The sequence below is a fragment of the Methanobrevibacter acididurans genome (assembly GCF_046197875.1).
GTDB classification, from domain to species: domain Archaea; phylum Methanobacteriota; class Methanobacteria; order Methanobacteriales; family Methanobacteriaceae; genus Methanobrevibacter_A; species Methanobrevibacter_A acididurans.
This window is the reverse complement of the sequence record NZ_CP166991.1, coordinates 1,408,936-1,433,973: the sequence shown is the minus strand read 5'-3', so window position 1 is coordinate 1,433,973 and position 25,038 is coordinate 1,408,936. Positions and strand designations below refer to the sequence as shown.

Annotated in this window: 26 protein-coding genes and 1 tRNA gene; 14 read left to right on the top strand and 13 right to left on the bottom strand. The window is 27.4% G+C overall.

Going from position 1 to position 25,038, the window contains the following annotated elements:
• Positions 1-4: 4 nt before the first annotated feature.
• The 5 genes from ACA135_RS07120 to ACA135_RS07100 all read right to left on the bottom strand — a co-directional run bounded on the left by ACA135_RS07120 (position 5) and on the right by ACA135_RS07100 (position 6,385).
• Positions 5-475 carry a ferredoxin-thioredoxin reductase catalytic domain-containing protein gene (locus tag ACA135_RS07120; protein ID WP_409198057.1) on the bottom strand — a complete coding sequence of 157 codons (471 nt, stop codon included), beginning with the start codon at positions 473-475 and terminating at the stop codon, positions 5-7.
• A 39-nt stretch (positions 476-514) separates the two neighbouring features.
• The gene (locus ACA135_RS07115; protein WP_409198056.1) at positions 515-796 is read right to left on the bottom strand and encodes a glutaredoxin family protein; all 282 of its coding nucleotides are present in this window, start codon (positions 794-796) and stop codon (positions 515-517) included.
• Positions 797-826: 30 nt separating this feature from the next.
• The gene (gene thiC / locus ACA135_RS07110; protein ID WP_409198055.1) at positions 827-2,101 is read right to left on the bottom strand and encodes a phosphomethylpyrimidine synthase; all 1,275 of its coding nucleotides are present in this window, start codon (positions 2,099-2,101) and stop codon (positions 827-829) included.
• A gap of 276 nt (positions 2,102-2,377) precedes the next feature.
• On the bottom strand, positions 2,378-4,594 hold the full coding sequence (locus ACA135_RS07105) for a CDC48 family AAA ATPase (RefSeq protein ID WP_409198054.1): 2,217 nt from the start codon (positions 4,592-4,594) through the stop codon (positions 2,378-2,380).
• A gap of 486 nt (positions 4,595-5,080) precedes the next feature.
• Positions 5,081-6,385 carry a prephenate dehydrogenase gene (locus tag ACA135_RS07100; RefSeq protein WP_409198053.1) on the bottom strand — a complete coding sequence of 435 codons (1,305 nt, stop codon included), beginning with the start codon at positions 6,383-6,385 and terminating at the stop codon, positions 5,081-5,083.
• A gap of 134 nt (positions 6,386-6,519) precedes the next feature.
• Here ACA135_RS07100 and ACA135_RS07095 point away from each other — a divergent pair, with 134 nt between their 5' ends.
• From ACA135_RS07095 to ACA135_RS07085, 3 genes are all read left to right on the top strand, one after another.
• Positions 6,520-7,581: an mRNA surveillance protein pelota gene (locus tag ACA135_RS07095; RefSeq protein ID WP_409198052.1), complete on the top strand. Its 1,062-nt coding sequence runs from the start codon at positions 6,520-6,522 to the stop codon at positions 7,579-7,581.
• Positions 7,582-7,716: 135 nt separating this feature from the next.
• Complete coding sequence (locus tag ACA135_RS07090) at positions 7,717-8,673, top strand: cell wall biosynthesis protein (RefSeq protein WP_409199104.1); 957 nt, start codon at positions 7,717-7,719, stop codon at positions 8,671-8,673.
• 70 nt (positions 8,674-8,743) lie between these two features.
• Entirely contained in the window at positions 8,744-9,844 is a 1,101-nt protein-coding gene (locus ACA135_RS07085; protein WP_409198051.1) for a glycosyltransferase, read from the top strand.
• A gap of 20 nt (positions 9,845-9,864) precedes the next feature.
• Here ACA135_RS07085 and ACA135_RS07080 read toward each other — a convergent pair whose 3' ends face one another.
• Positions 9,865-11,175, bottom strand: coding sequence for an FAD-dependent oxidoreductase (locus tag ACA135_RS07080; RefSeq protein ID WP_409198050.1), 1,311 nt, complete (start codon positions 11,173-11,175; stop codon positions 9,865-9,867).
• Between the two features lie 269 nt (positions 11,176-11,444).
• Between ACA135_RS07080 and ACA135_RS07075 the strand changes: the two genes are divergently transcribed.
• The 3 genes from ACA135_RS07075 to ACA135_RS07065 all read left to right on the top strand — a co-directional run bounded on the left by ACA135_RS07075 (position 11,445) and on the right by ACA135_RS07065 (position 14,011).
• Complete coding sequence (locus ACA135_RS07075; RefSeq protein WP_409198049.1) at positions 11,445-11,705, top strand: HypC/HybG/HupF family hydrogenase formation chaperone; 261 nt, start codon at positions 11,445-11,447, stop codon at positions 11,703-11,705.
• A gap of 429 nt (positions 11,706-12,134) precedes the next feature.
• Positions 12,135-13,496: an FUSC family protein gene (locus ACA135_RS07070; RefSeq protein WP_409198048.1), complete on the top strand. Its 1,362-nt coding sequence runs from the start codon at positions 12,135-12,137 to the stop codon at positions 13,494-13,496.
• 14 nt (positions 13,497-13,510) lie between these two features.
• Entirely contained in the window at positions 13,511-14,011 is a 501-nt protein-coding gene (locus ACA135_RS07065; protein ID WP_409198047.1) for a hypothetical protein, read from the top strand.
• Between the two features lie 74 nt (positions 14,012-14,085).
• On the opposite strand, the gene ACA135_RS07060 is transcribed toward ACA135_RS07065, so the two are convergent.
• The 7 genes from ACA135_RS07060 to ACA135_RS07030 all read right to left on the bottom strand — a co-directional run bounded on the left by ACA135_RS07060 (position 14,086) and on the right by ACA135_RS07030 (position 18,607).
• On the bottom strand, positions 14,086-14,589 hold the full coding sequence (locus ACA135_RS07060; RefSeq protein ID WP_409198046.1) for an amino acid-binding protein: 504 nt from the start codon (positions 14,587-14,589) through the stop codon (positions 14,086-14,088).
• A gap of 135 nt (positions 14,590-14,724) precedes the next feature.
• Positions 14,725-14,799 (bottom strand) — tRNA-Ile (locus tag ACA135_RS07055).
• A 157-nt stretch (positions 14,800-14,956) separates the two neighbouring features.
• On the bottom strand, positions 14,957-15,241 hold the full coding sequence (locus ACA135_RS07050; protein WP_409198045.1) for a metal-sulfur cluster assembly factor: 285 nt from the start codon (positions 15,239-15,241) through the stop codon (positions 14,957-14,959).
• A gap of 112 nt (positions 15,242-15,353) precedes the next feature.
• Complete coding sequence (locus ACA135_RS07045) at positions 15,354-16,262, bottom strand: DUF5591 domain-containing protein (protein WP_409198044.1); 909 nt, start codon at positions 16,260-16,262, stop codon at positions 15,354-15,356.
• Complete coding sequence (locus tag ACA135_RS07040) at positions 16,259-16,756, bottom strand: TIGR00295 family protein (RefSeq protein ID WP_409198043.1); 498 nt, start codon at positions 16,754-16,756, stop codon at positions 16,259-16,261. Before ACA135_RS07040 ends, ACA135_RS07045 begins: the two co-directional genes overlap by 4 nt.
• A 151-nt stretch (positions 16,757-16,907) precedes the next feature.
• Entirely contained in the window at positions 16,908-17,429 is a 522-nt protein-coding gene (gene tfe / locus ACA135_RS07035; protein ID WP_409199103.1) for a transcription factor E, read from the bottom strand.
• Between the two features lie 299 nt (positions 17,430-17,728).
• The gene (locus ACA135_RS07030) at positions 17,729-18,607 is read right to left on the bottom strand and encodes a coenzyme F420-0:L-glutamate ligase (protein WP_409199102.1); all 879 of its coding nucleotides are present in this window, start codon (positions 18,605-18,607) and stop codon (positions 17,729-17,731) included.
• 208 nt (positions 18,608-18,815) lie between these two features.
• On the opposite strand from ACA135_RS07030, the gene ACA135_RS07025 reads away from it, so the two are divergent.
• The 8 genes from ACA135_RS07025 (at position 18,816) to rpl12p (ending at position 24,947) form a co-directional block, all read left to right on the top strand.
• Positions 18,816-19,379, top strand: coding sequence for a pyruvate kinase alpha/beta domain-containing protein (locus ACA135_RS07025; RefSeq protein WP_409198042.1), 564 nt, complete (start codon positions 18,816-18,818; stop codon positions 19,377-19,379).
• 400 nt (positions 19,380-19,779) lie between these two features.
• Positions 19,780-20,925 carry a cell division protein FtsZ gene (gene ftsZ / locus ACA135_RS07020; protein ID WP_409198041.1) on the top strand — a complete coding sequence of 382 codons (1,146 nt, stop codon included), beginning with the start codon at positions 19,780-19,782 and terminating at the stop codon, positions 20,923-20,925.
• 221 nt (positions 20,926-21,146) lie between these two features.
• The gene (locus ACA135_RS07015; protein ID WP_409198040.1) at positions 21,147-21,326 is read left to right on the top strand and encodes a protein translocase SEC61 complex subunit gamma; all 180 of its coding nucleotides are present in this window, start codon (positions 21,147-21,149) and stop codon (positions 21,324-21,326) included.
• A gap of 341 nt (positions 21,327-21,667) precedes the next feature.
• A complete protein-coding gene (locus ACA135_RS07010) occupies positions 21,668-22,135 on the top strand; it encodes a transcription elongation factor Spt5 (protein ID WP_409198039.1) in 468 nt (155 codons plus the stop codon).
• A complete protein-coding gene (locus tag ACA135_RS07005; RefSeq protein WP_409198038.1) occupies positions 22,135-22,617 on the top strand; it encodes a 50S ribosomal protein L11 in 483 nt (160 codons plus the stop codon). The genes ACA135_RS07010 and ACA135_RS07005 overlap by 1 nt, the downstream gene beginning before the upstream one ends.
• A 275-nt stretch (positions 22,618-22,892) precedes the next feature.
• Positions 22,893-23,531, top strand: a complete 639-nt coding sequence (locus tag ACA135_RS07000; protein WP_409198037.1) for a 50S ribosomal protein L1 — start codon at positions 22,893-22,895, stop codon at positions 23,529-23,531.
• Complete coding sequence (locus tag ACA135_RS06995; protein WP_409198036.1) at positions 23,532-24,548, top strand: 50S ribosomal protein L10; 1,017 nt, start codon at positions 23,532-23,534, stop codon at positions 24,546-24,548. It begins immediately after the preceding gene.
• Between the two features lie 90 nt (positions 24,549-24,638).
• Entirely contained in the window at positions 24,639-24,947 is a 309-nt protein-coding gene (gene rpl12p, locus ACA135_RS06990; RefSeq protein WP_409198035.1) for a 50S ribosomal protein P1, read from the top strand.
• Positions 24,948-25,038 lie beyond the last annotated feature (91 nt).

Genomic DNA, 25,038 nt, shown 5'->3' with positions numbered 1-25,038 from the left:
CTTTTTATAATAGTTTTTCAAACCTTAAAGATTCTGCTTTACAAATTGGACATATTTCCGGAGGTTTTTCTCTACTACATAAATATCCACAGACTTTACATCTCCAAATAGGATATTTTGTATTTAAAACTTTAGATTCATCTTTTAATTCTATTTTTTTATTAATTTCACTTAATCTTCTATCTGGAATTGATTGTGCTGTTTCTTGACTATTTGCTATTTTTTTATTAACATATAAAGCACAAAAACATGATCCATATTCTTCGAGATCTATATCTCTATAATCACATGGACATATCAAATCTAGATCCTTTGTTTTATCTCCACTTGCTAATCTACAAGGACAAGCTCCATAACCATATCGATCTTTATTAACCTCAATATTTTCAATAAGTGTTTCAACAAATTCTTTATCGGGGTTTATGAAATATCCATTATCCTCTGCAGATTTTTTAAATTTGTCATAAGTTAACATTTTAAGGACACTCTCCTATTAAAATAATTTTTTCATTAATCATTCTTTTATTAAATCATCAATTTCATCAGGTTTGTATCCAATTATAATGTCTTTATCATTGTATACAATTGTAGGGAATGATATATCTTTATTATATTTTTGAAGTGTTTCAACAGCTTCGTTTCTTTCTTCACCTTCAGTTAAATCTACATAAATATAATCATATTCTAAATTTAACTTTTCAAGATGTTCTCTTGTTTTTTTACACCATCCACAGGTACTTAAAGCAAATAATAATATATCTCCTTTATTTTCTCCATTTACATGTTCTAATTCCATTTTATCACATCTTCTTTTTTTTTTAATTAATTAAAAATCATCTTTTGCTATTTTAACAGAGCAGTATTCTCCGCACATTGTACACATTTCATTATCATCAAGTTTACATTTGTCACGATATTTTCTAGGTTTAGAACTATCAAATGCTATATCAAATTGTTGATCCCAATCAAAGTTTCTTCTAGCTTTTGACATCATTTTTTCTTTTTCCCATGCGGTATCCAACCCTAAAGCTACATCTCCAGCTTGAGCTGCTATTTTTGATGCAATTATACCTTCTTTAACATCATCTAATTCAGGTAAACCTAAATGTTCTGCTGGAGTTACATAACATAAAAAATCCGCACCGCTGGATGCTGCTATTGCTCCTCCGATTGCAGAAGTTATGTGGTCATATCCGGGTGCTAAATCTGTTACAATTGGACCTAATACATAGAAAGGTGCACCATAACATAATGTTTTTTGTATTTCCATATTTGACTTTATTTGGTTTAAAGGTACATGTCCTGGTCCTTCAACCATACTTTGAACAGAGGCTTCTTGGGCTCTCTTAACTAATGTTCCTAAAGTAACTAATTCTTGAATTTGGGGAACATCGCTAGCATCGGATAAACATCCTGGTCGTAACCCGTCACCTAAACTTAGAGTTATATCATATTCTTTAGCTAATTCAAGTAAGTAATCATAATTTTCATATAATGGATTTTCTTTTTCGTTATGTAAAATCCATGAAGCTAAGAATGTTCCGCCTCTACTAACTATTCCCATTTCTCTTTTAGCATTTTTTAATTTTTTAACTAGATCTTGAGTGATTCCACAATGTAAAGTCATGAAATCAACTCCTTCTTTAGCTTGTTTTTCTATTGTTTTAAAAATATCATCTTCTTCCATATCAATAATTTCGTTTCCTTTGTTAAGAGTAATGACTCCTGCTTCGTAAATAGGAACAGTTCCTATCGGTATATTTACAGTTTCCATTATTTGTTTTCTGAATAATTCTAAATCAGGACCAGTACTTAAGTCCATTAATGCATCAGCACCATATTCCATACATAGTTTTGCTTTATGGGTTTCTAATTTTATATTTTCTATTTTACTACTTGAACCTATGTTTGCATTTATTTTTGTGCTTAATCCTTCACCTATTCCACATGCTTCTGTGTTTCGGTTAATATTTTTAGGTATTACTATTTTACCTTCTGCTACTTTAGTTATTATTTCTTTAGTACTAATTCTTTCTTTTTCACAAATTTTTTCCATTTCTGGAGTGATATTGCCTTTTTTAGCTTCTTCCATTTGAGTCAATTATAATCCCTCGAAATTTAATAGTAATATATTATTGAAAATTTTTTCTCTATTTTATATGAAGTATATACTTAATATTAAATTTTGTTTAAAATTAAAGTTCAATTAACAATTTTTATTATTATTTTTAAAAAAAGTAATACAAATGTTTTAAAAAAATAAGAGATATAGTTAAATAATTAACTATTTTCTCTTTATTTTCTGGTTTTAGTAAACTCTATTAATTAGGATGTTTAATGGCTATAAACTAGTTATAATTCTTTTTTTCTAATCTATTTAATTATATTGAATCATATCATCAGAGTTATTATTACTAGGTTTTACCTTATCCATTGCTTCTTCAAAGTATTTCATTGGAACTTCATTTGAATCCATATTATTTCTTAAAGTTAACATTGCAGCTTCTCGACATACTGCTTCAATATCAGCTCCAACATAACCTTCTGCTTCTTTTGCTAATTTTTCTAATTTAACATCTTTAGATAAAGGCATATTTTTAGTATGTACCTTAAATATGGATAATCTACCTTCTTCATTAGGTGTGCCAACTTCAATATGTCTATCAAATCTTCCAGGTCTCATAAGTCCTGGATCAATCATATCTGGTCGGTTTGTAGCACCAATTACTGCAACATCATGTAATTCTTCCATACCATCAATTTCAGTTAATAATTGATTAACTACTCTTTGAGTTACACCAGAATCTCCTAATGAATTTCCACGTGTGCTGGCTATTGAATCTAATTCATCAAAGAATATTACTGTTGGGGAAGCTTGTTTAGCTTTTTTAAATACTTCTCTAATTCCTTTTTCTGAATCTCCTACCCATTTTGATAATAATTCTGGTCCTTTAACAGATATGAAATTTGCTTCACTTTCGTTTGCTACTGCTTTTGCAAGTAATGTTTTTCCTGTTCCTGGAATTCCATATAATAAAGTTCCTTTAGGTGGCTTAATTCCGAATTTTTCAAAATTTTCCGGATATTTTAAAGGCCATTCAATGGCTTCTTTTAATTCTTGTTTAGCTTCATCTAATCCACCTATATCATCCCATTTTACGTCAGGTACTTGAACTGTTACTTCTCTTAATGCAGATGGTTGAATTTCTTTAAGTGCTTCTTTAAAATCATCTTTGTTTACTATAATCTTTTTGAGAGTTTCTTCAGGAATTGGTTCCCCATCTTTAATTTCAGGAATTATTCTTCTAACAACTCTCATTGCTGCTTCTTTTGCTAATGATCCTAAATCCGCCCCAACAAATCCGTGGGTTGATTCTGCAAATTCATCTAAATTTACATCTTTACCTAATGGCATTGATCTTGTATGGATTTCTAAAATTTCTTTTCTTTCATCAACATCAGGTATTCCAATTTCAATTTCTCTGTCAAATCTTCCAGGTCTTCTTAATGCAGGGTCTAATGAATCTGGACGATTAGTTGCTCCTATTACCACAACTTGTCCACGTGAGTTAAGGCCGTCCATTAATGTTAAAAGTTGTGCTACAGTTCGTCTTTCAGTTTCTCCTTGTGTTTCTTCTCTTTTTGGAGCAATAGCATCTAATTCATCTATAAATATTATTGAAGGCGCATTTTCTTCTGCTTCATCAAAAAATCCTCTTAAATTTTCTTCTGATCCTCCAACATATTTACTCATTATTTCTGGCCCATTTATTGTAATGAAATGCGCATCACTTTCGTTTGCTACTGCTTTTGCAAGTAATGTTTTTCCTGTTCCTGGAGGTCCATACATTAAAATTCCTTTAGGAGGGGTAATTCCTAATTTATCAAATATTTCTGGTCGTTTAAGTGGAATTTCTACCATTTCTCTAACTTTTTTAACTTCTTCTTTTAAACCACCAATATCTTCATAGCTTACATCCACAAAGTTAGATATTCCTTCAATTTTTGATAAGTCTACAGGATTTTCTTGCATTTCTATTTGGGTGTTGGGTCCTACATATACAATTCCTAAAGGATTTGTATTTACTACCGCTAATTTCAATTGACCTAGTGCTGGAACTTCCATCATTTCTCGGAACATATCATCAAATAAACTGTTTCCACCTAAGTTTTGTCTTTGTTGTTTATATCCAGTTACTATTATATCACCTTGTACCATCACTTTATTCCTAAAAGCTGAATTTAAATCTCCACTAACTCTTATGGGATCTTCTAATGGTGCTAATTTTATTTTTTTAGCTTCTTTTGCTTCAGCTTTTTGAACAGTAACTTCTTGTCCTATGGATGCTTTGGAGTTTTTACGGGTTGTACCATCTATTCGTAATGTTTTTGAATTTATTTCATTTTGTGATGAAAATACCATTGCGGCTGTTGTTTTATTACCGGTTATTTGTATTATTTCTCCATCAGTTACTCCAATTTTGACCATTGTTTCAGGATCGATTCTTGCTATTCCTTTACCTACGTCGTGTTGTGATCTTGCTTCTGCAACTTTTAATGTGATTTCTTGATTTTGTTGATTATTATTTTCCATAACTTCCATCTCCTTTTTTAATTTTTTATTTCTTTTTAAATTATTCTATTTTTTAAGTTTTAATTATCACCTTTTGACTTTTAAGTTACTCTTGTTATTTTAATTGTAATTTTGTGCATTATAGTTACGCTATTCATAAAAAATTGTTTTATACTTTCTTTTTTATTTTTTTTACTTTCAATTATCTTTTAGTAAGTTTTTGTAACTATAGTATAATATGTGCATTTTCTAATATATAAACATTTCGGTTTTTACTTTTTTTTAATCGATTTATTAAACCATTTATTATTCTTATTTTTTATATTTAATCACTTATAGTTTATTTTATATTATAAATATATTATTTTAGATTTAAAATTCATTATAATATCTTATAAATCATTTTTGTCATGTTTTATTTGTTTTTAATAAGTAGTTACATTTTGTTATTAAAATATTTTAAGTTCATTATATATTATTTAAAAAATAAAAAAATTTAAAAAAATATTATCTAATAACCCCTCCAAAACCCTTTAATATATTTTTTGTTGATTCAAATGCAGCATTATTCAATGCTTCAATCTTAAAAGTAAAACTAGTAAAACCTTCTTGAATTTGTGGCCCAGTATAAACATCAATAATTTTAACATTTGTAATATCTTTAATATTATTAATAGTATCTTTAATCACATATTGATCAGCTGTTAATGGGAAAACACAACTAATAGATTGAGAATAATTTTTTTGAAGTTTAATTTTCCATTGGATTAACTCCTTTTCACTTAAAACTTCAACATTAGAAATTTTTAATTTTTTGTGATGTTTATTAGTATTTAATTTTAAGAATTCAGGACCTAAATCTTCTAAAATTCCTATATGAACAATTCCAGAGTATATATGTTTTAAACCTATTTCTTTACCAATAGACATTTTTAAAATATTTGATTCATGATTAAGAGAATTAATAGCTTTATCACTTCTACCTAAAGCAGACTGAATATCGCCCATGTTTTTAGTTGCTATTAATGCTATATCTACAAATTTGTCTTCATCTTTAGTAGAAATTACATCTTTTAATTCACATACTGCATCAGCAAAAGTTTGGCGAACAAGTTCCCCATTTTTATTTTCTAATTGTATAGAATAAGTTAAAAAAGGGTTTTGAGATACTATTCTAGCAATCATATCTATCATAAGATTATAAATAGGACTTTCAAAATCTTGAGTATCTTTCACATTAACATTTAATTTAGCAATAGCATATGCAGTAGAAATATAAGAAAAATGGGTTAATACTTGTACTATAGCCATCATTTTGTCATGTTCTTGTGGTACAGTTTCAATAACTTTCATTTTTTTATTTTTTAAAAATTTTTTTACTTTAGGATACCATTTTCCTTTCTTTTTAGGAGTTAAAACTATTATTTGCCCATTTAAACTTGTTGTTCTCGGACCAAAAACTGGGTGAGTTGGAATAAACTCTACATCTTTTGGAACATATTTTTCCATAATTTTAGAAGGTCCTTCTTTTACACTTGTAACATCTATAAGTAAAGATCCAGGTGTCATTTTAGGTGCTAATTCCTTAATAACATCCTTTGTGCTTGATATGGGGACAGATATAATGATTATGTCGCTAGATTTTACAACCTCTTCATTATTTGAGGAATAATTAACATTTAATTCATAACTAGTAATTTTCCCAACAGTTTCATCTCTACCTGTAATAGTTACATCAAAATTTTCTCTTTTAAAGAACCAAGCTAATGTTTTTCCTAATCCCCGAGTTCCACCAATAATTCCAATTTTCATTTTAATCCTGCTATGACAAATTTTATATTGTATAAAATTAAATCTTTTTTTTATTATTTAATAATTATATTATTTATTATTATAATATATTATATTAAAAACTTTAAAATCTGTAATATAGGAGTATATTTGTAATGAAAATAATTTATCAAGATAAAAAAAATGGGGTTATGAATCTTCTTCCAGAAACATTAGACGATTTATGGCATTTGTCTCATATAATAGAAGTTGGGGATAATATATATTCTAAAACTTCTCGTCGTATTCAAGATACAACAGGGGATAAACTTAGAAGTGATCGAGGTGTTAAAAAAACTTTTACATTAGGAATATCAGTTGAAAATATTAATTTTCATATTTTTACAGGTAAATTAAGACTTACTGGCCCAATTATTCAAGGTCCAGAAGATATTATCCCTTTAGGTTCTCATCACACAATTGAAGCAAAAATCAATACTCCTATTAAAATTAGTAAAGAAGTATGGTCAAATTGGATTTTAAAAAGAATTAATCAGTCTATTAAAGCATCAAAAAAATTATCTGCTATTATTATTAGTTTAGAAGATGATGTTGCGGATATTGGTTTGATTCGTCAATTTGGTGTAGAATATTATGGTCCTATTATGGGAAATATTTCAGGTAAACGAATTTTAGATAAAAGTCGTCAAAAAAAATTAAACCAATTTTATCAAAGTACTATTGAAGTTATTAATCGTTTTGAGGATGTTTCAACTTTTATCATTGCAGGTCCAGGATTTTATAAAAATGATTTTTTTAAATATTTAAAAGATAAATTCCCAAAGATTGCTAAAAAATCCATATTAGAAAACACTGGCTCTGGAGGTCGGTCTGGAATTTATGAAGTTCTTAAAAATGGTACTGTTGAAAAATTAACCTCAGAAAATAGAATAGCTTATGAAATGTCAATATTAGAAAAACTTTTTGAAGAAATGTCAAAGGGAACTTCTAAAGTAGCCTATGGTAGGGAAGAAGTTAATAAAGCTGTTAATTCTGGGGCTGTTGAAAAATTGCTTGTTTTAGATAATTCAATTAAAAGTAAAAATTTAGAAAATTTAATGGATATGGTTGAAAACATGTCTGGGAAAGTAATTGTTATAAGTAGTGAACATGAAGGCGGTAAACAGTTAGAATCCCTTGGAAGTATTGCTGCTTTACTTCGTTATCCTGTAAATTAAGCTTTTTTTTTAATTTTTTTAATTTTGAAAACAATTATATATCAGTTTTAACAATATGTTAATATTTAAAAATAACTAATTTATTCTTTAATTAGTTTTTATAAATAATTTGGGTGTTAAAAAAACATGTTCTCCATGTATCTTCAACTATTAGGCGTATTCTTATTATCTTTTTTTGGAACAATGGTATTAAATATAATTTTCCGTTTCTTAGGTAAAAGAAGATTATTAGGCAATTTATATCAGAATATTAGAGGTGGAACTCCTCGAGCAATCGGTTTGATTCCTTTCATATTATTAAGTTTATATCTACCACAGGGATTCAATGATTTGGTACTTGTTATTGGTATATTTGCATTTGTTGATGATTTATTAGGTAGACGTAAAATATTAAATTTAAATGTAGAGTGGGGCCAATTATTCCGTGGTGTAGGAATGTTATTAGTAATGATTATTGGTTTTCCATTAATGGGATGGTCTTCTATACTTGTTGCATTACTTGTTCAACCAGTTAATATTTCAGATATGCAACCAGGTTCTACTTGTAGTGTTGTATTTATACTTGCAGCTATAGTTTCAATTTTAATGGTTATAATAGGTACAGCACCTATATTAGAGTTACCAACATTTTATACTCCTTTATTAATTTTAGCCGTATGTTTAGGTTATGCTCCTTTAGATTACTTTGGAAAGATAATGTTAGGTGAAGTTGGTAATCACTCATTTGCTATAGCTTTAGGTATTTCCTTCTATATGCTAGGTGGATTTTGGTGTACATTAATTTTCTTCATTATCACCACAATTTTAATTGCATTTATTAGAAGAAATAATCTTTATAGGTTCTTATCTCGAAAGTTAAAAATTTATAATCCTACTTTTGGGGATTATTTTATGGATGTATTAACAGGTGGGGGATTAGGAGATCTTTTTAGAAAAATAGTATTAGGTCAAAGACAAATTAGAGTTTCTAATCCTTTATTAATAATATTAGGATTTAGAAGATTATTGTATAATCCTTTTGCACCAAATAATAAACAACATTTTTCTAATGATCGACAGGTTAATAAAAATAGTCTTAGAAAATTTCTTTAAATTAGATAACTTTTTTATATTTTTTTAAAAAATATTATATTATATTATATTTATTTATGGGTTTGTAATTATGAAAGCGTTATTAGTTATTACTGGGAGAGGTTTAGGGGGAGATGCTAGAGTAGGTTTAAATGTTGTTAAATCCCTAGAAAAAGAGGGAGTTAAATGTGAAATAGCTTTAGATCATAATGCTCCTGGATTATTATATGAAAAAAATGGTTATTCTTGGCATAAAGTATCTATTCCTCAAGCTGGGGGGCATGCAGCTAGTAAAATATCCACTATTAAAGCAGGGGGTAAAACATTAAAAGCTGCACGAGAAACAAAGAAATTGATTCAACATATTAAACCTGATGTTGTTGTTGGTATTATTGGTGGTGGGGCTGTTATAGGTTGTATTGCAGCTAAATTAGCTAAAGTTCCTGCTGTGGCATTAATTGATACTCCTTTAGATTCTAAAGTTTGTTCAAGATTAAATCATTGTATTGTTTTGCCGGAAAATCAATTATTTAAATCAAAAAATCTTCCACCTAACTTAGAAAAATCATTTTTCCCATTAACTCCGGGTATAACCAAAGGAGATAAATCTAATGGTTTAAAAAATATTACTCAACATATTTTAGAACTTAAAGATAATAATCCTGGAAAGTCTATTGCGGAATTTGATGCAGATAAAACTACTTTACTCTTTTCATCTGGTTCTTCATTATTTGAAATGTCTGTTAAAGCATTAAAAAATTTTACAGATGTTGTTAATGATGAATATAATATTTTGCTTGTTGGTGATCCATTGAAAAAAGAATATTTGGATATGGTTGATGAGTCTAAGGTAATTAATTTAGGGTATATTGATTGGATTAAGGATTGTTATGCCATAACTGATTTGGCGGTTCTTACAGATGATGGGAACATGATTCAAGAATCTATGGCTTGTGAATTGCCTTGTATGGCATTAACAAAAGTAAAATATGGTCGTTATCACAATATGGCTGCAATTTTCCCGGGTGCAGTTGTTGAATCTGATATTATTGATTTAAATGATAAAATTTTTGATACTTTAAATAATTTAAATAGTATACAGGCTAAAACTACTGAATATAGTCAAGAAGTTTTATCTGCCGGTAAAAAAATAGCAGATATTATTATATCTGAATCCAAAAAAAATAAATAAAAATTTATTTTTTTATATTTTTACATAAACTTCATGATTTTATAGTACATATCTGTTGATGGGTGTAATTCTAAAAAATCATTAAAATCTTCTTTTGTAATGCCTAAATTCATTAGGAATGCCATATATGCAGTATCATCTACACTAGAAGGAGATATTGCACTTATATTTTCGATTTTTCCTGTTTTATTATTTAGATCTACACTTGTTAAACCTGTTTCTGAACTCAATGCTTTCCAAAATGCTCCAGGACCAGCACCTCCAGGTATAGTTATGTTTGTAATTTCTTCTTTTAATTTTTCAGTATCTTTCTTATTTTGTATGAAACTAACATCCATATCTAAACTTATTGATTCTGGGGTGTTATTATAATATATTTCATTTGAATATCCTGCCATATTCCTTGCTGCTGTTATTCCTTCTCTTCGTGCAACTGGTGTTAGTTGGATTCCTCCAATTACATCCCCTGCAGCATAAATATTGGGGTGAGAAGTTTTCATCATTTTATCTACTTTAATAGTTTTATCATTATTTAACTTTATAATATCTTTAAATTTGTCTGTATTTGGTGTTCTTCCAGTTGCTATTAATGTTTTTCCACTGTAATTTCCAGATGTTGTAATGATTTCATCTTTTTTAATTTCTTTAATGGTTGTGTTTTCGTGAATGTTAATTTTTTTCAATAATTTTTGTACTGTGTAATTTTGGATTTTAGGTTCTAAATTTTTCAATACAGTGCTTCTTGCGAAAATATTAACTTCACTTCCATAAGAAGAAAATATATTTGCTAATTCGCATGCAATTATTCCTCCACCTATGATGTTTAATTTCTTTGGAATTTCTTTTAATTTAAGCACATCACTACTAGTTAAAGCATATTTTGCTCCAGAAATATTTGGAATAAATGGTCTTGCTCCTGTAGCAATCAAAACATTATCAGGATGATATATATTTCCATTAACTTTAACATTTATTTCATCATTTTCATCGATACTTAATTCTGCTTTTCCATAAATAATTTGATTCCCTACATTTTTATTATCACTTTCATTAATTTTTCGAAGAATTACTTGTGTTTCTTTAATTTTTTCTACCATTTTTTCATAAGAAAAATCTGTATTAGTTTTTATAAATCCTAAATCTTCATATCGTTTGCTTTCGTTTAAAAATTTTGCTACATCATTTAAAGCACATATAACCATGCAACCTTCATTTAAACATGTTCCCGCAATATACTTTTGTTCTATAAGTAATACTTCTTTTCCTAATCTTCCAAGTTCTAATGCAGCTAATCTTCCTGCAGGTCCTGCTCCAATAACTATATTTTCCATTTTTGTCACATTGTTTGTTTTTATAAATGCATTTTTTTTGTTTTTGTTTTAACAAATCATTAATATCTTTAATTTATACTATAGTAATGTTATATATTAATTAAATAGATTATAACTTTTCAATGATTTTTTATTTTAAAAGAATTAATTAAAATTATTATTAAATTTTTTGCATTTGTTATTATCTTAATTAATTTTATAAATATGTATGTTTATAAGATATATGTATAAAACAATTATTATAATTAATTTGTGGGAGATAGATATTTATGTGTATAGCCGCACCAGCTAAGGTTGTAGAATTGAATAAAGATGATAAAATAGCTTTTGTTGAATTTGGTGGAGTTAAACAGAAAGCTCGTATAGATTTAATGCCAGACATACAGTTAGATGATTATGTTTTAGTTCATGCAGGTTATGCTATTGAAAAATTGTCTGAACAAGCTGCAAAAGAATCTTTAGAAGCATGGGATGAACTTTTAGATGTTCTTGATGAAGAAGACAGAGAACGTGCTGAGTCAATGGATTAATTAAATTATAAATTTATATAAAATCTTATTTAAAAAATATAAATATATTTCAATATAAATTTTTTATACCTAATTTTTCATTATTTATTTTTTAATTAAAAAAATAACCACCATTCTTTTTTATTTTATAATCATTTACTTTTAATTAATCTATTTTTTATTTAATTTAAAAAATCATTTTTTCATTTTACCTATTTAATAACCTAGTTAAAAATTTTTTAGTATTTTATGTGATATCTATAAATTTTAAAAAGAAAAAAATATTCAAAAAGGTTATATTAAAGTTATAAAAACATATAATAATTTAAAGAATGAATTTTTTTTAAATGTTAATATTATTTTTATAATGTTATAAAATTTGGAGGAATTATCATAGATTTAAAATTTATAGCAAGTAAAACTTTATTTTTCATTATTTTAATTGGTTTTATGGGATTATTTGTAGCTATTTTTGGTTCAGATAATACTATGGTTGGGGTAATGATTCTAGTTACATTACTTATGATGCTTGGACAAGATTTAAGTCAAAAACCAGTCTCTAGTCTAATTGGAATGATCCTATTAAATATTAGTATTGTTGTAGTTTGTTATTTAACTACTGCCTCATCAGTACTAGGAATTTTTCTTATTTTTGGTTTAATTTTTTTAATAATATATCTAATGATGCATGATTTAAAAAGTCCGTTATACTTTCCATTTATATTAGGATATATGTTAATTATGTCTACACCAGTGCCATTAAGTGCTTTGCCTTTAAGAATTTTATCTGTTGTTGTTGGATCCATAGTTATTATTGGAATAAACATTTTGTTAAATAAAAATAAATTAAAAACACAAACACATAAAGGGATTAATGGACTTTTGGCTGAAATAAAAAATTGCATTGCTGAAAAAATTAAAGGAAAAGAAGTTTCTGAAGATGTATTAATTAGTAATATTAAAATTATCAAATCTGCTATTTATGATAGATTAGAAGAAAATTATTATACTTCTCCTAAAAATAGATCAATAATGAATCTTACAATAGCTATAGAACAAATTGGTTTGGCAGTTTGTAGAAATAATTATGATTATAATAATTTAAAAGATTTAGATAAGTTAATAGATGATTTAATAGAACATGAAACATATCATCAAGAGACAAATGAAAATACTAAATTAAATTCTGTTCTTGAAGAGATAAATAAATTTATTAGTTCTCATCAATCAATTGGTTATGGGATTTTATCTAATCTTAAAATTATTCATTATGAATTAAATTATTTATCTGAAGAACCTAATGAAGAAATAGTTCGTGAATCTAAAATTCCTCGGGAATTTAGAATAAAAACTATTTTTAAAGAAAACTTCAATAAGGATTCTGTTAAATTTACTTTTGCATTTAGATTAGCTGTTATTGTAGCATTTTGGGAATTTATTGGTATTTATTTTAATATACCTGATGCAAGATGGTTAGCATGTACTTCTCTTGCAATAATATTGCCTTATAAAGAGAATGTTATTTCTAAATCTAAATATAGGATTATTGGAACTACAATAGGTTTAATAATATTCTCTATACTAGCTTTAGCATTCCTTGGAAACTTTAATTTATTTAATTATGCATTAGGAACTCATTTAAACACAGCTAATACTACAGTTATTTTAATAATGATTATAAGTTATGTTTATACATTGGTAAAGCCTGAAAGGTATGATATTGACACAATATTTATTACTTTACAAGCAGTATTTTATTCATTTTCAATGTATCCTGCTAACATGTCCATGATTTTAAGGTTCCTTTTGTAGGGTTAGGAATTGTAGTGGCAGTACCTGCAAATTTTATTATTATGCCTTATACATTGATAAAAGAAGATTTAAATATGTGTAAAAAGCAGATGAAATTAAATATGGAGCAAATTAATAATTTAAAGGAAGCATTATCTGGGGATGTTGATGATGTTAAAAATGCTGTTATTATACTTAAAACTAGTTTAATTTCTGATAAAATTGAAGTTAATAATCAACAAGATGAAAATGAAGATATTGATACTATTTTGAAAAACCAAAATGAAATAACTGCACAATGTACATTACTTAGAAATACATTACGGGTAGATAATCTTTCAAATAATGTTAAAATATTGGCTATAGATTTACTTGATGATTTTAATAAAAATAATTGGGATATTGAAAAAGTAGATCATTTAGTTAAAGATTTTAATAAAAATGAAAGAATCTATTTAGAAATAGTCCAAAACATGTTAAATATTTGTGATGAAACAAGATTAATGTTAACTAATTTATCAAAAGATATTAGTTAACTTTAAATTTTTATTTTTTAAATTTTTTTGGGAATGACAAATTATTTATTTATATTTTTAAAGAGTTTTTAAAGTTAATATATTGAAACTCTAATAACTCCCGGGATTTTTAAAAATTCACTTATAAGATCTCCAGGTACAAAATCTTCAGTAATTATAGTTAGCACTGGATTATCATCAAGTTCAGTGTCACTTGCATAAGCCTGTCTTATGCTTATATTTTTTGATGAAATTAATGCTGATGCTGCAGCTAATATTCCTTCGTTATCGTCTCCGACTTCTATTTCTATCACACCTAATCCTAAATTTTTAGCTATGTTTTTTAATAATGTTCCTGCAGGTGTGATATTCTCAAAAATGTTTGATAGTTCCTTATCCTTAATTATAGTTTCAATTGTGGATTTAATTACTCTTCTATCCACTTTTGCTGCTTTTGCTAATGCTGCATCACTTATTTTTAAGTTATCACAATAGATTTTCTTATTTTTGTCTACTTTAAGTCCTAATTCTATCATTTTTTGAGCGACAGCCATTCTTGCAGGATATTTTTTGAATTTAGTATCTATTTCTTCCCACATTTATATCACCAATTCCTATTTTTAATTATTAATGTTTATTTTTATTACATTAATATACTATTTTGGTATATATAAAATTATTTGTAAAATATTTGAAAAAAATATTGATATTTTAAAAAAAGTATTTAAAAATAGTAGGCTAGATGGGATTCGAACCCATGACCTCACGGTTATCAGCCGTGCGCGCTAACCAAGCTGTGCCACTAGCCTATGTATAATTTAATATAATAATTGTATTAATATTACAACTATTATAATGTAAGATTTTTTTAATATATATACTTTTCGTATACATTTAGAAAAAAATAATTTTTTATAGATGAATAAAAAAATTAATTATTCATCTAGAAACAAATGTAATGAAATTTTAAGCACTGAACATTTCAGTTAATTGATCTGCCATCACATGACCAACAACTGTAACATTACATTTATCAATTTCATCTAAAGCTTCAGTAGCTTGTTTAACACCTGATGCAATACGAGTTACACTCATACAACTAGGATTAGTAGGTTGAATAGTTAAAGTAGCAATTTTTCCATCAACCTCAATATTTCTTAAAATACCCATTTCTAAGATACTTACTCCCATATGAGGATCGCTAACAGTTCTACAAGCTTCTTTAATTTTTTCAATAATTTCTTCGGACATATTTTATCTCCTTTACCTTCTATTAGAATATAAATAGTTATAAAAAAATTTTCATCGTATATAACAATACTAATTCACTATTATTATTTTTTGTATTTAAATATATTGTTTATTATTTTTTGCGATGTCTAATTTTAACAGCCATTCCACTATTTGATTTCTCCATTTCAACACCATTTAAAACAGCTTTTCCAACACCAACAACTTCATCATCTTTCACAATTACTACTTCATCATTAGGGATTATTTTAGGGTCTGCTTCTTCTACTCCTGGAGAAAATAATGTATTTGTTTGTAAATCAAAATTAATTTTTATTACATTTATATTGTTATTTAATAATATTTTTCCACCTTCTAAATTTAAGGTGTAAAGACCATAATCCATGTTGAGTCTTGCAATTTGTTTATTCTTAGAAAAAATCTTTTTGTGATATCTACCCTTTGCAATTACATCATCAGGAATAAATTTATCTCCATTTGATCCAAATTGGTATTTACTAATAGAACGTAATTCATTTAATGTTCGGTCATGTTTTTTAATTTTTTTATATTTTTTAAGTTCCATTCTTAAATTATAAATTGAATCATGGGATGTTGGTTTGCCATCTTCACAGGTATAAATACAGTTATCTAAATATTCTTTACAAACTTCTTCGTAACCTCCATGAACATTGGCTATAACATTTTTATCACTTACATATTTTTTTAGTAATTCTCCAGTTACTTTTATTTCTTCATTACTCCAATCTCCAGATACGGTGGTATCATAAGATTGTATAGGAAATGTATTCTCCATTTCTCGAGGACATATTCCAAATGGTGAAGTTACAATTACTTCTTGATATCCTTTAGTTGCTCTTCTAAACATTTGATGTGATTTAGAGTTAGAGTATGGTTTTTTCATACTACAAGGTAAAACTACAACTACATCCCCTAATGGTTTCATCATTTCCATACGATTTCGCCATCTTATTGCTTCAGGCCGATATAATGATTCTTCGTTTGAACATATTACTTTCATTGTTTCAATCTCTTAGATTTAATTAATTCTTCATGATTTTTATAAAGTTTATTTATGCTAGGATGGTTTTTTCCTAATCTCTTTTTCCATTTATCTGCAGTAAATTCTACATCTACTTCAGTTGATCCATTTAATAAATTGTCTGCATGAGCTACTATTTTTTCTTCTAAAGTTTTAGGAATATAATCTTTAGTTGGTATATTCATCTTTTCAGATTCCTTTTTTGAAATTCCAGTACCAATATGCCGTTCTATTATATTTATCACTTCTTGAGAATAACCTAATTCTTTAGCAATTTGACCTCCAATATATGCATGATCTATATTATTACTTTTAGATCTGCCAATATCATGGAGTAAAGCACCTTCTCGTATTAATTTTTTGTCTGCTTCTGGATAAAACTCACTTATTTCTAAAGCTTTTTTATAAACTGCTATTGAATGATTAATAACCCATTCAGGACATCCTACTTTTTTGAGATGTTCAATTTCCATATTAAAACCTTTTTCATATTATATTTATGATTAATATTATATATAAAAAATAGAATTTTATTATTAAAAATAATAATTGATATTTAAATTAATTTATAAAAAAAAGTAATAAAAAATTAGAAGTAATAAAATAGATTAATTTTATAAAAGTTTATTTTCCAGAGTTAGATAAAGCGACTTTGTATGTATCTTTGTACATGTCAATTTTTTCTTTAATTTTTTCTATTTTTGGTCCATTATCTTCGTATACTATTTCTTCACCACAGTCTGGGCATATAAATCCTTTTTCAGTAGCATTATCAAAGTCAAATCTAGAATGACCATTTGGGCAAACGAAAAACATACTATTTTCTTCGTTTTGTAATTGTCTTTGTAAATTATTTATTAATGAATTTGCTTTATTTTCTATTTGAGCATTTACTTCGTCGCTGTCAAATTTCCATGCATAAGTGAACCATTGGGTTTCAGGATCTTTACTTCTTTTATAACTAGCTAATTTTGCATCATAAAGTTTGTATAAGACTTTTCTAACAATATTTAATCGAATTTGAGTTTTTTCGGCTATTTCTTCGTCAGTTTTTACCCCTTTTATTAAAGCTTGAACAATGGGTAGGTTTTCTTCATCTTCAATAACATCTATAATTAATGATTTGGTTAATGGGTCTTTTAATATTGATTTTTTTGGCATTTAATTCTTTCCTCTTTTTTCGTGTTTAGTTCAATATATTTACATTGCACTTTCCAATTCTAAGTGTAGGGAGTCATTAATAAAAATTTTGACAGTTTTTGAACTGTTTAGAATTAGAGTGTTTTTTTAAAATTGTTAAGTATGGATTAAGTTTTTATAAAATTTTAATATTACTTATATCTTTACTATAATATAAATTTTCGCATTTTATTACTTTAATTTATTAATACTATAATTTTTCATTTATTTTATTTTTAAAAATTATGTTAAATTAATTAATAATATTAATTTTTTTCTCTTAATAACACACCGGGAGTGTGAATTATTGATTCTAATGAATTTACACTTACTTCATCATATTCTGAATTAAGAACATTTTTGGCACTGTAAATTGTTTCCATTGCAGTTTCTAATGATTTTTGATATTCCTCTGCAATATTTGCTAATTTTAAAGCTTCTTTAATCTCTATTTTTTCTGAACAACCTAATGGTGTTGAGCCTTCATTTGATCCTAATTGTCCGAAGAAATAACCAAATACACCCTGATTTTTTTTAATAGGATCGATAGCTATAGGTAAGCCTGTAAAATATGTGTTATGTATTTTATATGTAGCATCAGTATCAATTATTAAAACAGTTAAATCTTTACCACTTTCATCTTTTATTGTTTTTGCAATTTCTTTTGCTACTTTTTCAGGATTTTCTGGAAGTAAAGATACATAAGTTCCAGGAGCATTACTTAAATCAATTCCTGCTTCTGAAGCGGGTTTTAATGCATGTTTCCATCCATATAAATCTAAAACTAATTCTTTATGTTTTTCTGCTTCTTGAGGTAATTTTCTTAAGTTTTTAATAGTTCTTTTTTTTATTCCTAATAATGGTCCTAAAAAATATCCCCAAATATATTTACTCCAAACATTTGCTAAAAATTTTGATTTTAGTGATGGGTGGTAATTATTTTCATCAACTAATCTTCCTTGAGAAACGCTTATTGGTGTTTCAGCTATTATCAAATAATCTTCATTCTCACAATTTGATAATACTGTATTAATTAGTTTATTTAAACTTTCATTAGGTTCAATATAAGTTGTTTTTATAGGAATTACTTCATAATTTTTTATGAATATTGTATCGTGGTCTATGTTTGTTAAATTTGTATTTATTTTATTATTTGAAGTACTGTTACTCATATTTTTCCTCTATAAAAAATAAGATTTAGTTTAAAATTAAAGTTGTGTTAAATTGTATTAATCTAAATTTTTATATCTTATGTTTTAAAAAATATATTAATATTGTTTTACTCTTTTAGTTTTTATTTATTTTAAAACTTTAAGTAAAAAAATTATTAATAAATAATTAAGGTTGTTAATTATGAAAAAATCTATTACTTATTTTGAAAATTCTGGAGAAGAAAATACTGATGAACTTATTTCATTAGTTAAAGACAGATTAAAAGGTTCTAATATAAAATATGTGGCTATTGCTTCTGCATCTGGAGAATCTGCTATTAAATTAGCTAATGCTTTAGAAGATGTTACAATTATTAATGTTACTCATCATGCCGGATTTCATGGACCTAACCAATTAGATATTAGTGAAGATACAAGATCTAAACTAAAAAATATGGGTGTGGTTACTTTTGTAGGATCTCATGCTTTAAGTGGTGTTGGAAAGGGTATTGCTAAACAATTAGGTGGACTTAACCCTGTGGAAATTGTTGCTCAAACTTATAGAACATTTTCTCAAGGCATTAAAGTTTGTGCTGAAATTACTATCATGCTTGCTGATGCAGGTTTAGTCCCTGTTGGTGAAGAGATTATAGCAATTGGTGGTACTGGTCATGGTGTTGACACTGCTGCGGTAATTACTCCGGTTAATATGACTAAAGTTTTTGACATTAAATTTCATGAAATTATAGCTATGCCAAGAGATTAATTTTTTTATTAACATAATACACTTTTTTTATTATTTAAATAAAAATTTTAATTTTTTTAATAAGAGTTATATACTTGAAAAATTTAAATAAAATACATAAATTAGTTAAATTAAACTAATAATAAAACTAAAATTTAACCATTATTTGGAATAGTTAAAAGCAATATTTTATCTATTCAATACTTAATAAGTTAATTAAACACTATAAATAGTTTTTTTGATTAATTAGTTATTATGGATGGATTGATAATTTTTAATCAGAGTAAATAAAAATTAAGAGTATTAAACTTAATCTAGGGATATAATATGATTTTATTAAATGTTTTTATTTACTTTTCTTAATTTTTATTAGAATGGACATGACTTATTAAGAAAAAAAAAGTTTAATGTGGGGTTAGTAATGAAATTTATAGATGATGCAATAAAAGAATCTGAAAAAAGAATGGAAAAAGATGATGTTAACAATTCCTCATCTGATTTAGATGAAGAATTATTAGAATTAATTAATAAAAGCCGGGCTCGAATTTCTGTTATAGGTACTGGTGGTGCAGGTAATAATACCATTTCAAGATTAAATGAAATGGGTATTGAAGGGGCTAGTACAATTACTGTTAATACTGATGCACAAGATTTATTTTACAGTCAAGCTGATAAAAAATTACTTTTAGGTAGAAATACTTGTGGTGGTCTTGGTGCTGGTGGTGAACCAACAGTTGGTGAAGAATGCGCTGAAGAAAGTGAAGATGATATTAGAGAAGAGTTAAATGGTTCTGATATGGTATTCGTTACTTGTGGTCTTGGGGGAGGAACAGGTACAGGTTCTGCACCTATAATATCTAAATTAGCTAAAAAATCAGGTGCTTTAACTGTTGCTGTTGCTACTATGCCATTTTCTGCTGAAGGTATTAAAAGAAGAGAAAATGCTGAAAGAGGTTTAGAAAAATTACAAAACAATTCAGATACTGTAATTGTTATTCCAAATGATAAACTTTTAGAAGTTGCTCCTAATCTTCCTTTAAATAAAGCTTTCATGGTTTCTGATGAAATATTAGGTCGTGCTGTTAAAGGCATTACAGAATTAATTACTAAAACTGGTCTAGTCAGTCTCGACTTTGCAGATATCAGATCTATTATGCAAGGTTCTGGTATGGCAATGATTGGAATGGGAGAATCTGATTCTGGTGATAGAGCTTTAGAATCTGTACATGAAGCTTTAAGCAGTCCTTTATTAGATTTAGATATTTCTAACGCTAAAGGTGCTTTAATTAATATTTCTGGTAGTTCTGATTTAACATTACATGAATCTGAAAAGATAGTTCAAATTGTTGCAGATAAATTAGATCCTGAAGCTAATATTATTTGGGGTGCTCAAATCGATGAAACTTTACAAAATGCTATTAGAACAACTATAGTTGTTTCAGGTGTTAAAGGTCACTATCAATTTAATGAAAAGCCTGATTTTTCAGAATTAGATGAAACTAAATCTGAAAGTATTTCTGAATCTGATGCTGATCCTTTAGATGATTTTATTGATGGTATATTTTAAGTGTACCATTTAAATAGAATTTTTAGTTATTTTTTTATTAAGATTAAGTAATTAATTTAATCTTTTAATATTTTTTAGATTTTTTTTAATGAAAAACTTTATAAATAATCATGTTAATAATACTATTATAATTTAAAAAATGTGATTTTAATTAAATTTTTTATTAATAAATAATATTTTTATTAAGAATTATTTTTATTATCAATATGCAGGGATTTTCAATGAGTTTTAAAGAAAGTACTGATGATTTTATTAAACAATGTAAAAGAGTTATTAGAGTATCAAAAAAACCTGATGCTGAAGAATATGGTAACTTTATTAAAGTTGCAGCTATAGGTATTTTAATTATCGGTGCTGTTGGTTTTGTTGTTGTTATTATTGGTCAATTACTAAATTTATAGTAATTTGATTTAATACTAAGTTATTCTTTTTCATGTTTACTCTTTTAATTAACTATTTACTTTGATTATTAAGTAAAAATTTTAAAAATTAATTTTTCTTCTTTTTTTTATCTGAAATTTGAAAGGTTTAAATACTTGTTTATTAAAATATATTATTATTATATAAATCTAATTTTATTATATTTCTTTATTAATGAAAATTAGTTAAATGTGGTTTAATTCAATATTAAGCTTTTATTTTTTAATTATATAATAGAATTGAATTGGATTATATAATGAAATAATTTAATCTATTGTTCTATTAATTAATAGAATGTTAATTATATATAGGTGAATTTTACATGGAAGATATTCAAAATTCCATATTTGCTCTAAAAACCTCAGCAGGTCAAGAAAGAAATGTTGCTAGAATGTTAGCTCGTAAGACTCAAGATTCTGGTATTGGTATTACTTCTATTCTTGTTCCTGAATCATTAAAAGGTTATATTATAGTGGAATCATACACAAAAATTGATATGCGTAATCCTGTAATGAAAATTCCTCATTTGAGAGGAATTGTTGAAGGAAAACACAGTATCACTTTTGAGGAAGTAAAAAGATTCCTTAATCCAGAACCGATTATATCTTCCATACAAAAAGGAAGTATTGTTGAACTTGTTTCTGGTCCTTTTAAAGGTGAAAGAGCTAAAGTGGTTCGTATAGATGAATCTCGTGAAGAGGTAGTTCTCGAGCTAATAGAAGCAGCAGTTCCGATTCCGGTAACTGTCAAAGCTGATCAAATTAGAATTATTCAAAAGGAGGCTGAATAATGGCTAAAGATACCGTTGAAATCCTTATTGAAGGTGGAAGTGCCACTCCGGGACCACCATTAGGTCCTGCTATTGGCCCTTTCGGTATTAATATGATGCAAGTAGTTGAAGAAATCAACGAAAAAAGTGCAGATTTCAAAGGAATGAAAGTTCCTGTTATAGTCACTATTGATAGTGATACAAAAGATTTTGAAATTGCAATTGGTACTCCTCCTACTACTGCTCTTATAATGGATGAGCTCAATATTGAAAAAGGTTCTCATGAACCTGGTACTGAAGTTGCAGCTGATTTATCAGTTGAACAAGCTTTAAAAATTGCTAGAATGAAATATGATTCATTATTAGCTAATAATTATAAGCATGGTGCTAAGGAAGTTATGGGTACTTGTGTAAGTATGGGTCTTACTGTTGATGGTAAAGATCCTAGAGAAGCTCAAAAAGCTGTAGATGCTGGAGAGTATGATGATATATTAGGAGAATAATCTTCTATTATACATACTCATATTAATTAAAAAATTTAGTTAAAAAAAATATATTTTGTATATGATGTTACAATAATAAACTTTTGTAGTGAATTATTGTAATTGATATAGAATTTATTTAAATTATATTCATGTAATCGTTTATATTACAAAAAACTCATAGTATGAATAATTCTTATTATCATAGCTTATGGTTTTCTAATTCTCGATTACTCATGAAACCAAATTAAAAAAATATATCCAATGAACTTATTAAAGTTCATGGAGGATTTGATATGACACAAGAAATATTAGAAGCGGTGAAGGAGGCTAAAGAACAGTCAAAGCCGAGAAACTTCACACAGTCTATTGATATTATTATTAATATCAAAGACTTGGATGTCAAAAAACCTGAAAATCGGTTTGATGAGGAAGTTGCTCTTCCTAATGGCCGAGGCAAAGATATTAATATCGGAGTCATCGGTGATGGGGAATTGGCAGTTCAAGCTAAAAACGCTGGTATAGATCTTGTTTTATCCAAAGAAGACTTAGAAGAGTTAGGTAAAGACAGAAAAGCTGCTAAAAAAATGGCAAATATTACTGATTCTTTTGTAGCTCAAGCTGATATGATGCCTGTGGTTGGTAGATTCTTAGGTCCTATACTTGGGCCTCGTAAGAAAATGCCTAAACCAGTACCGGCAAGTGTCAAACTTGATCCTTTACTTGAAAGATTACAAAGTACTATTAAAGTCGGAGTTAAAGCTCAACCTTCTATTCAAGTTTTAGTTGGAACACAAGATATGAATGACCAAGCAATAGCTGAAAATATTGAAACTGTTCTTGCAGTTCTAGACCGCAACTTAGAGAAAGGAAGAAACCAAATAAAATCCATGTTTATTAAAACAACTATGGGTTCAGTAGTGCGGGTGATTTAAATGGCTCATGTTGCTGAATGGAAGAAACAAGAAGTTAAAGAACTAAAAGATATGATAAGTTCTCATGAAGTTATTGGAATTGTTAATTTATTAAATATTCCTGCAAAACAACTTCAAGAAATGAGAAAATCTTTAGGCAACCATGCTGTTATTAGATTATCTAAAATAAATCTTATGAATTTAGCTTTTGAAGATTGTAACAACGAAAAGGTTAATATTAATGGTCTTTCAGAATATATGGAAGGTCAACCTGCTATTGTAGCAACTGATATGAATCCTTTCAAGTTATATAAAATATTGGAAGATAATAAAACTTCTGCACCTGCAAAAGTGGGAAGTATTGCTTCTGAAGATATTATTGTTCCTGCTGGGGACACTGGTTTTGAACCAGGCCCATTCCTTGGGGAATTGCAACAAGTAGGAGTTCAAGCTAAAATTGATAAGGGAAAAATCGTAGTTTCTAAAGATTGTGTATTGGTCCCTGAAGGGGAAGCGGTTTCTAAACAAGCAGCTTCAACTTTATCTCGATTAGGAATTAATCCTATGGAAGTGGGAATTGATTTACAAGCTGTATATGAAGAAGAATCTGTTTATCCTTCTGATGTATTAGCTATTGATGAAGAAAAAACTCTTGCAGATGTTCAAAATGCTTATAAACAAGCTTTCAATTTATCTGTATTTGCAGCAATACCTACAAAAGAAACTATTTCAGCAATTATAGGATCTGCTTTCACTAAATCAACTAATGTTGCAGTTGAAGCAGGAATTTTAACTTCTGAAACTACTGACATTTTATTAGGATTAGCTCAAGCTAAAATGTTAGCTTTAGCTAGTGAAGTATCTGATGTTGATGGAGCTCTTAGTGATGAATTGGTTGATAAATTAGCTAATCGTCCTGTAGCAGTTGTTGAAACTGTTGTAGAAGAAACTCCTGATGATGAAACTGAAGATGAAGAAGAATCAGAAGAAGAAGCTGAAGAAGAAGCAGCGGCAGGGTTAGGTGCCTTGTTTGGCTGATCATATTTAATTTAAACTTTTATTGTTTTAAAACACATCTAATTTATAAAAAAAACAAAATTATACATAATAAAAATAAATGGTGATAACATGGAATATATATATGCGGCAATGATTTTGCACACCACTGATAAAGAAATTAATGAAGAAAACGTAAAAAACATTATAGAAGCAGCTGGAGCAGAAGCTGATGATGCTAGAATTAAAGCTTTAATTGCAGCTTTAGAAGATGTTGACATAGACGAAGCTATGGAAACTGCAGCTATGGCTGCAGCTCCTGCAGCAGCTCCTGCAGCAGCAGCTCCTGCTGAAGAAGAAGCTGAGGAAGAGGAAGAAGAAGAATCAGAAGAAGAAGCTGAAGAAGAAGCAGCAGCTGGATTAGGTGCTCTCTTCGGATAGATTTTTTCTATTTCTTTTTATTTTTTCTTTTTTTACTTTTTTTAACTCAAATTTATTGGATTTTGTTTATATCTCACTTTTTTTACTTTAA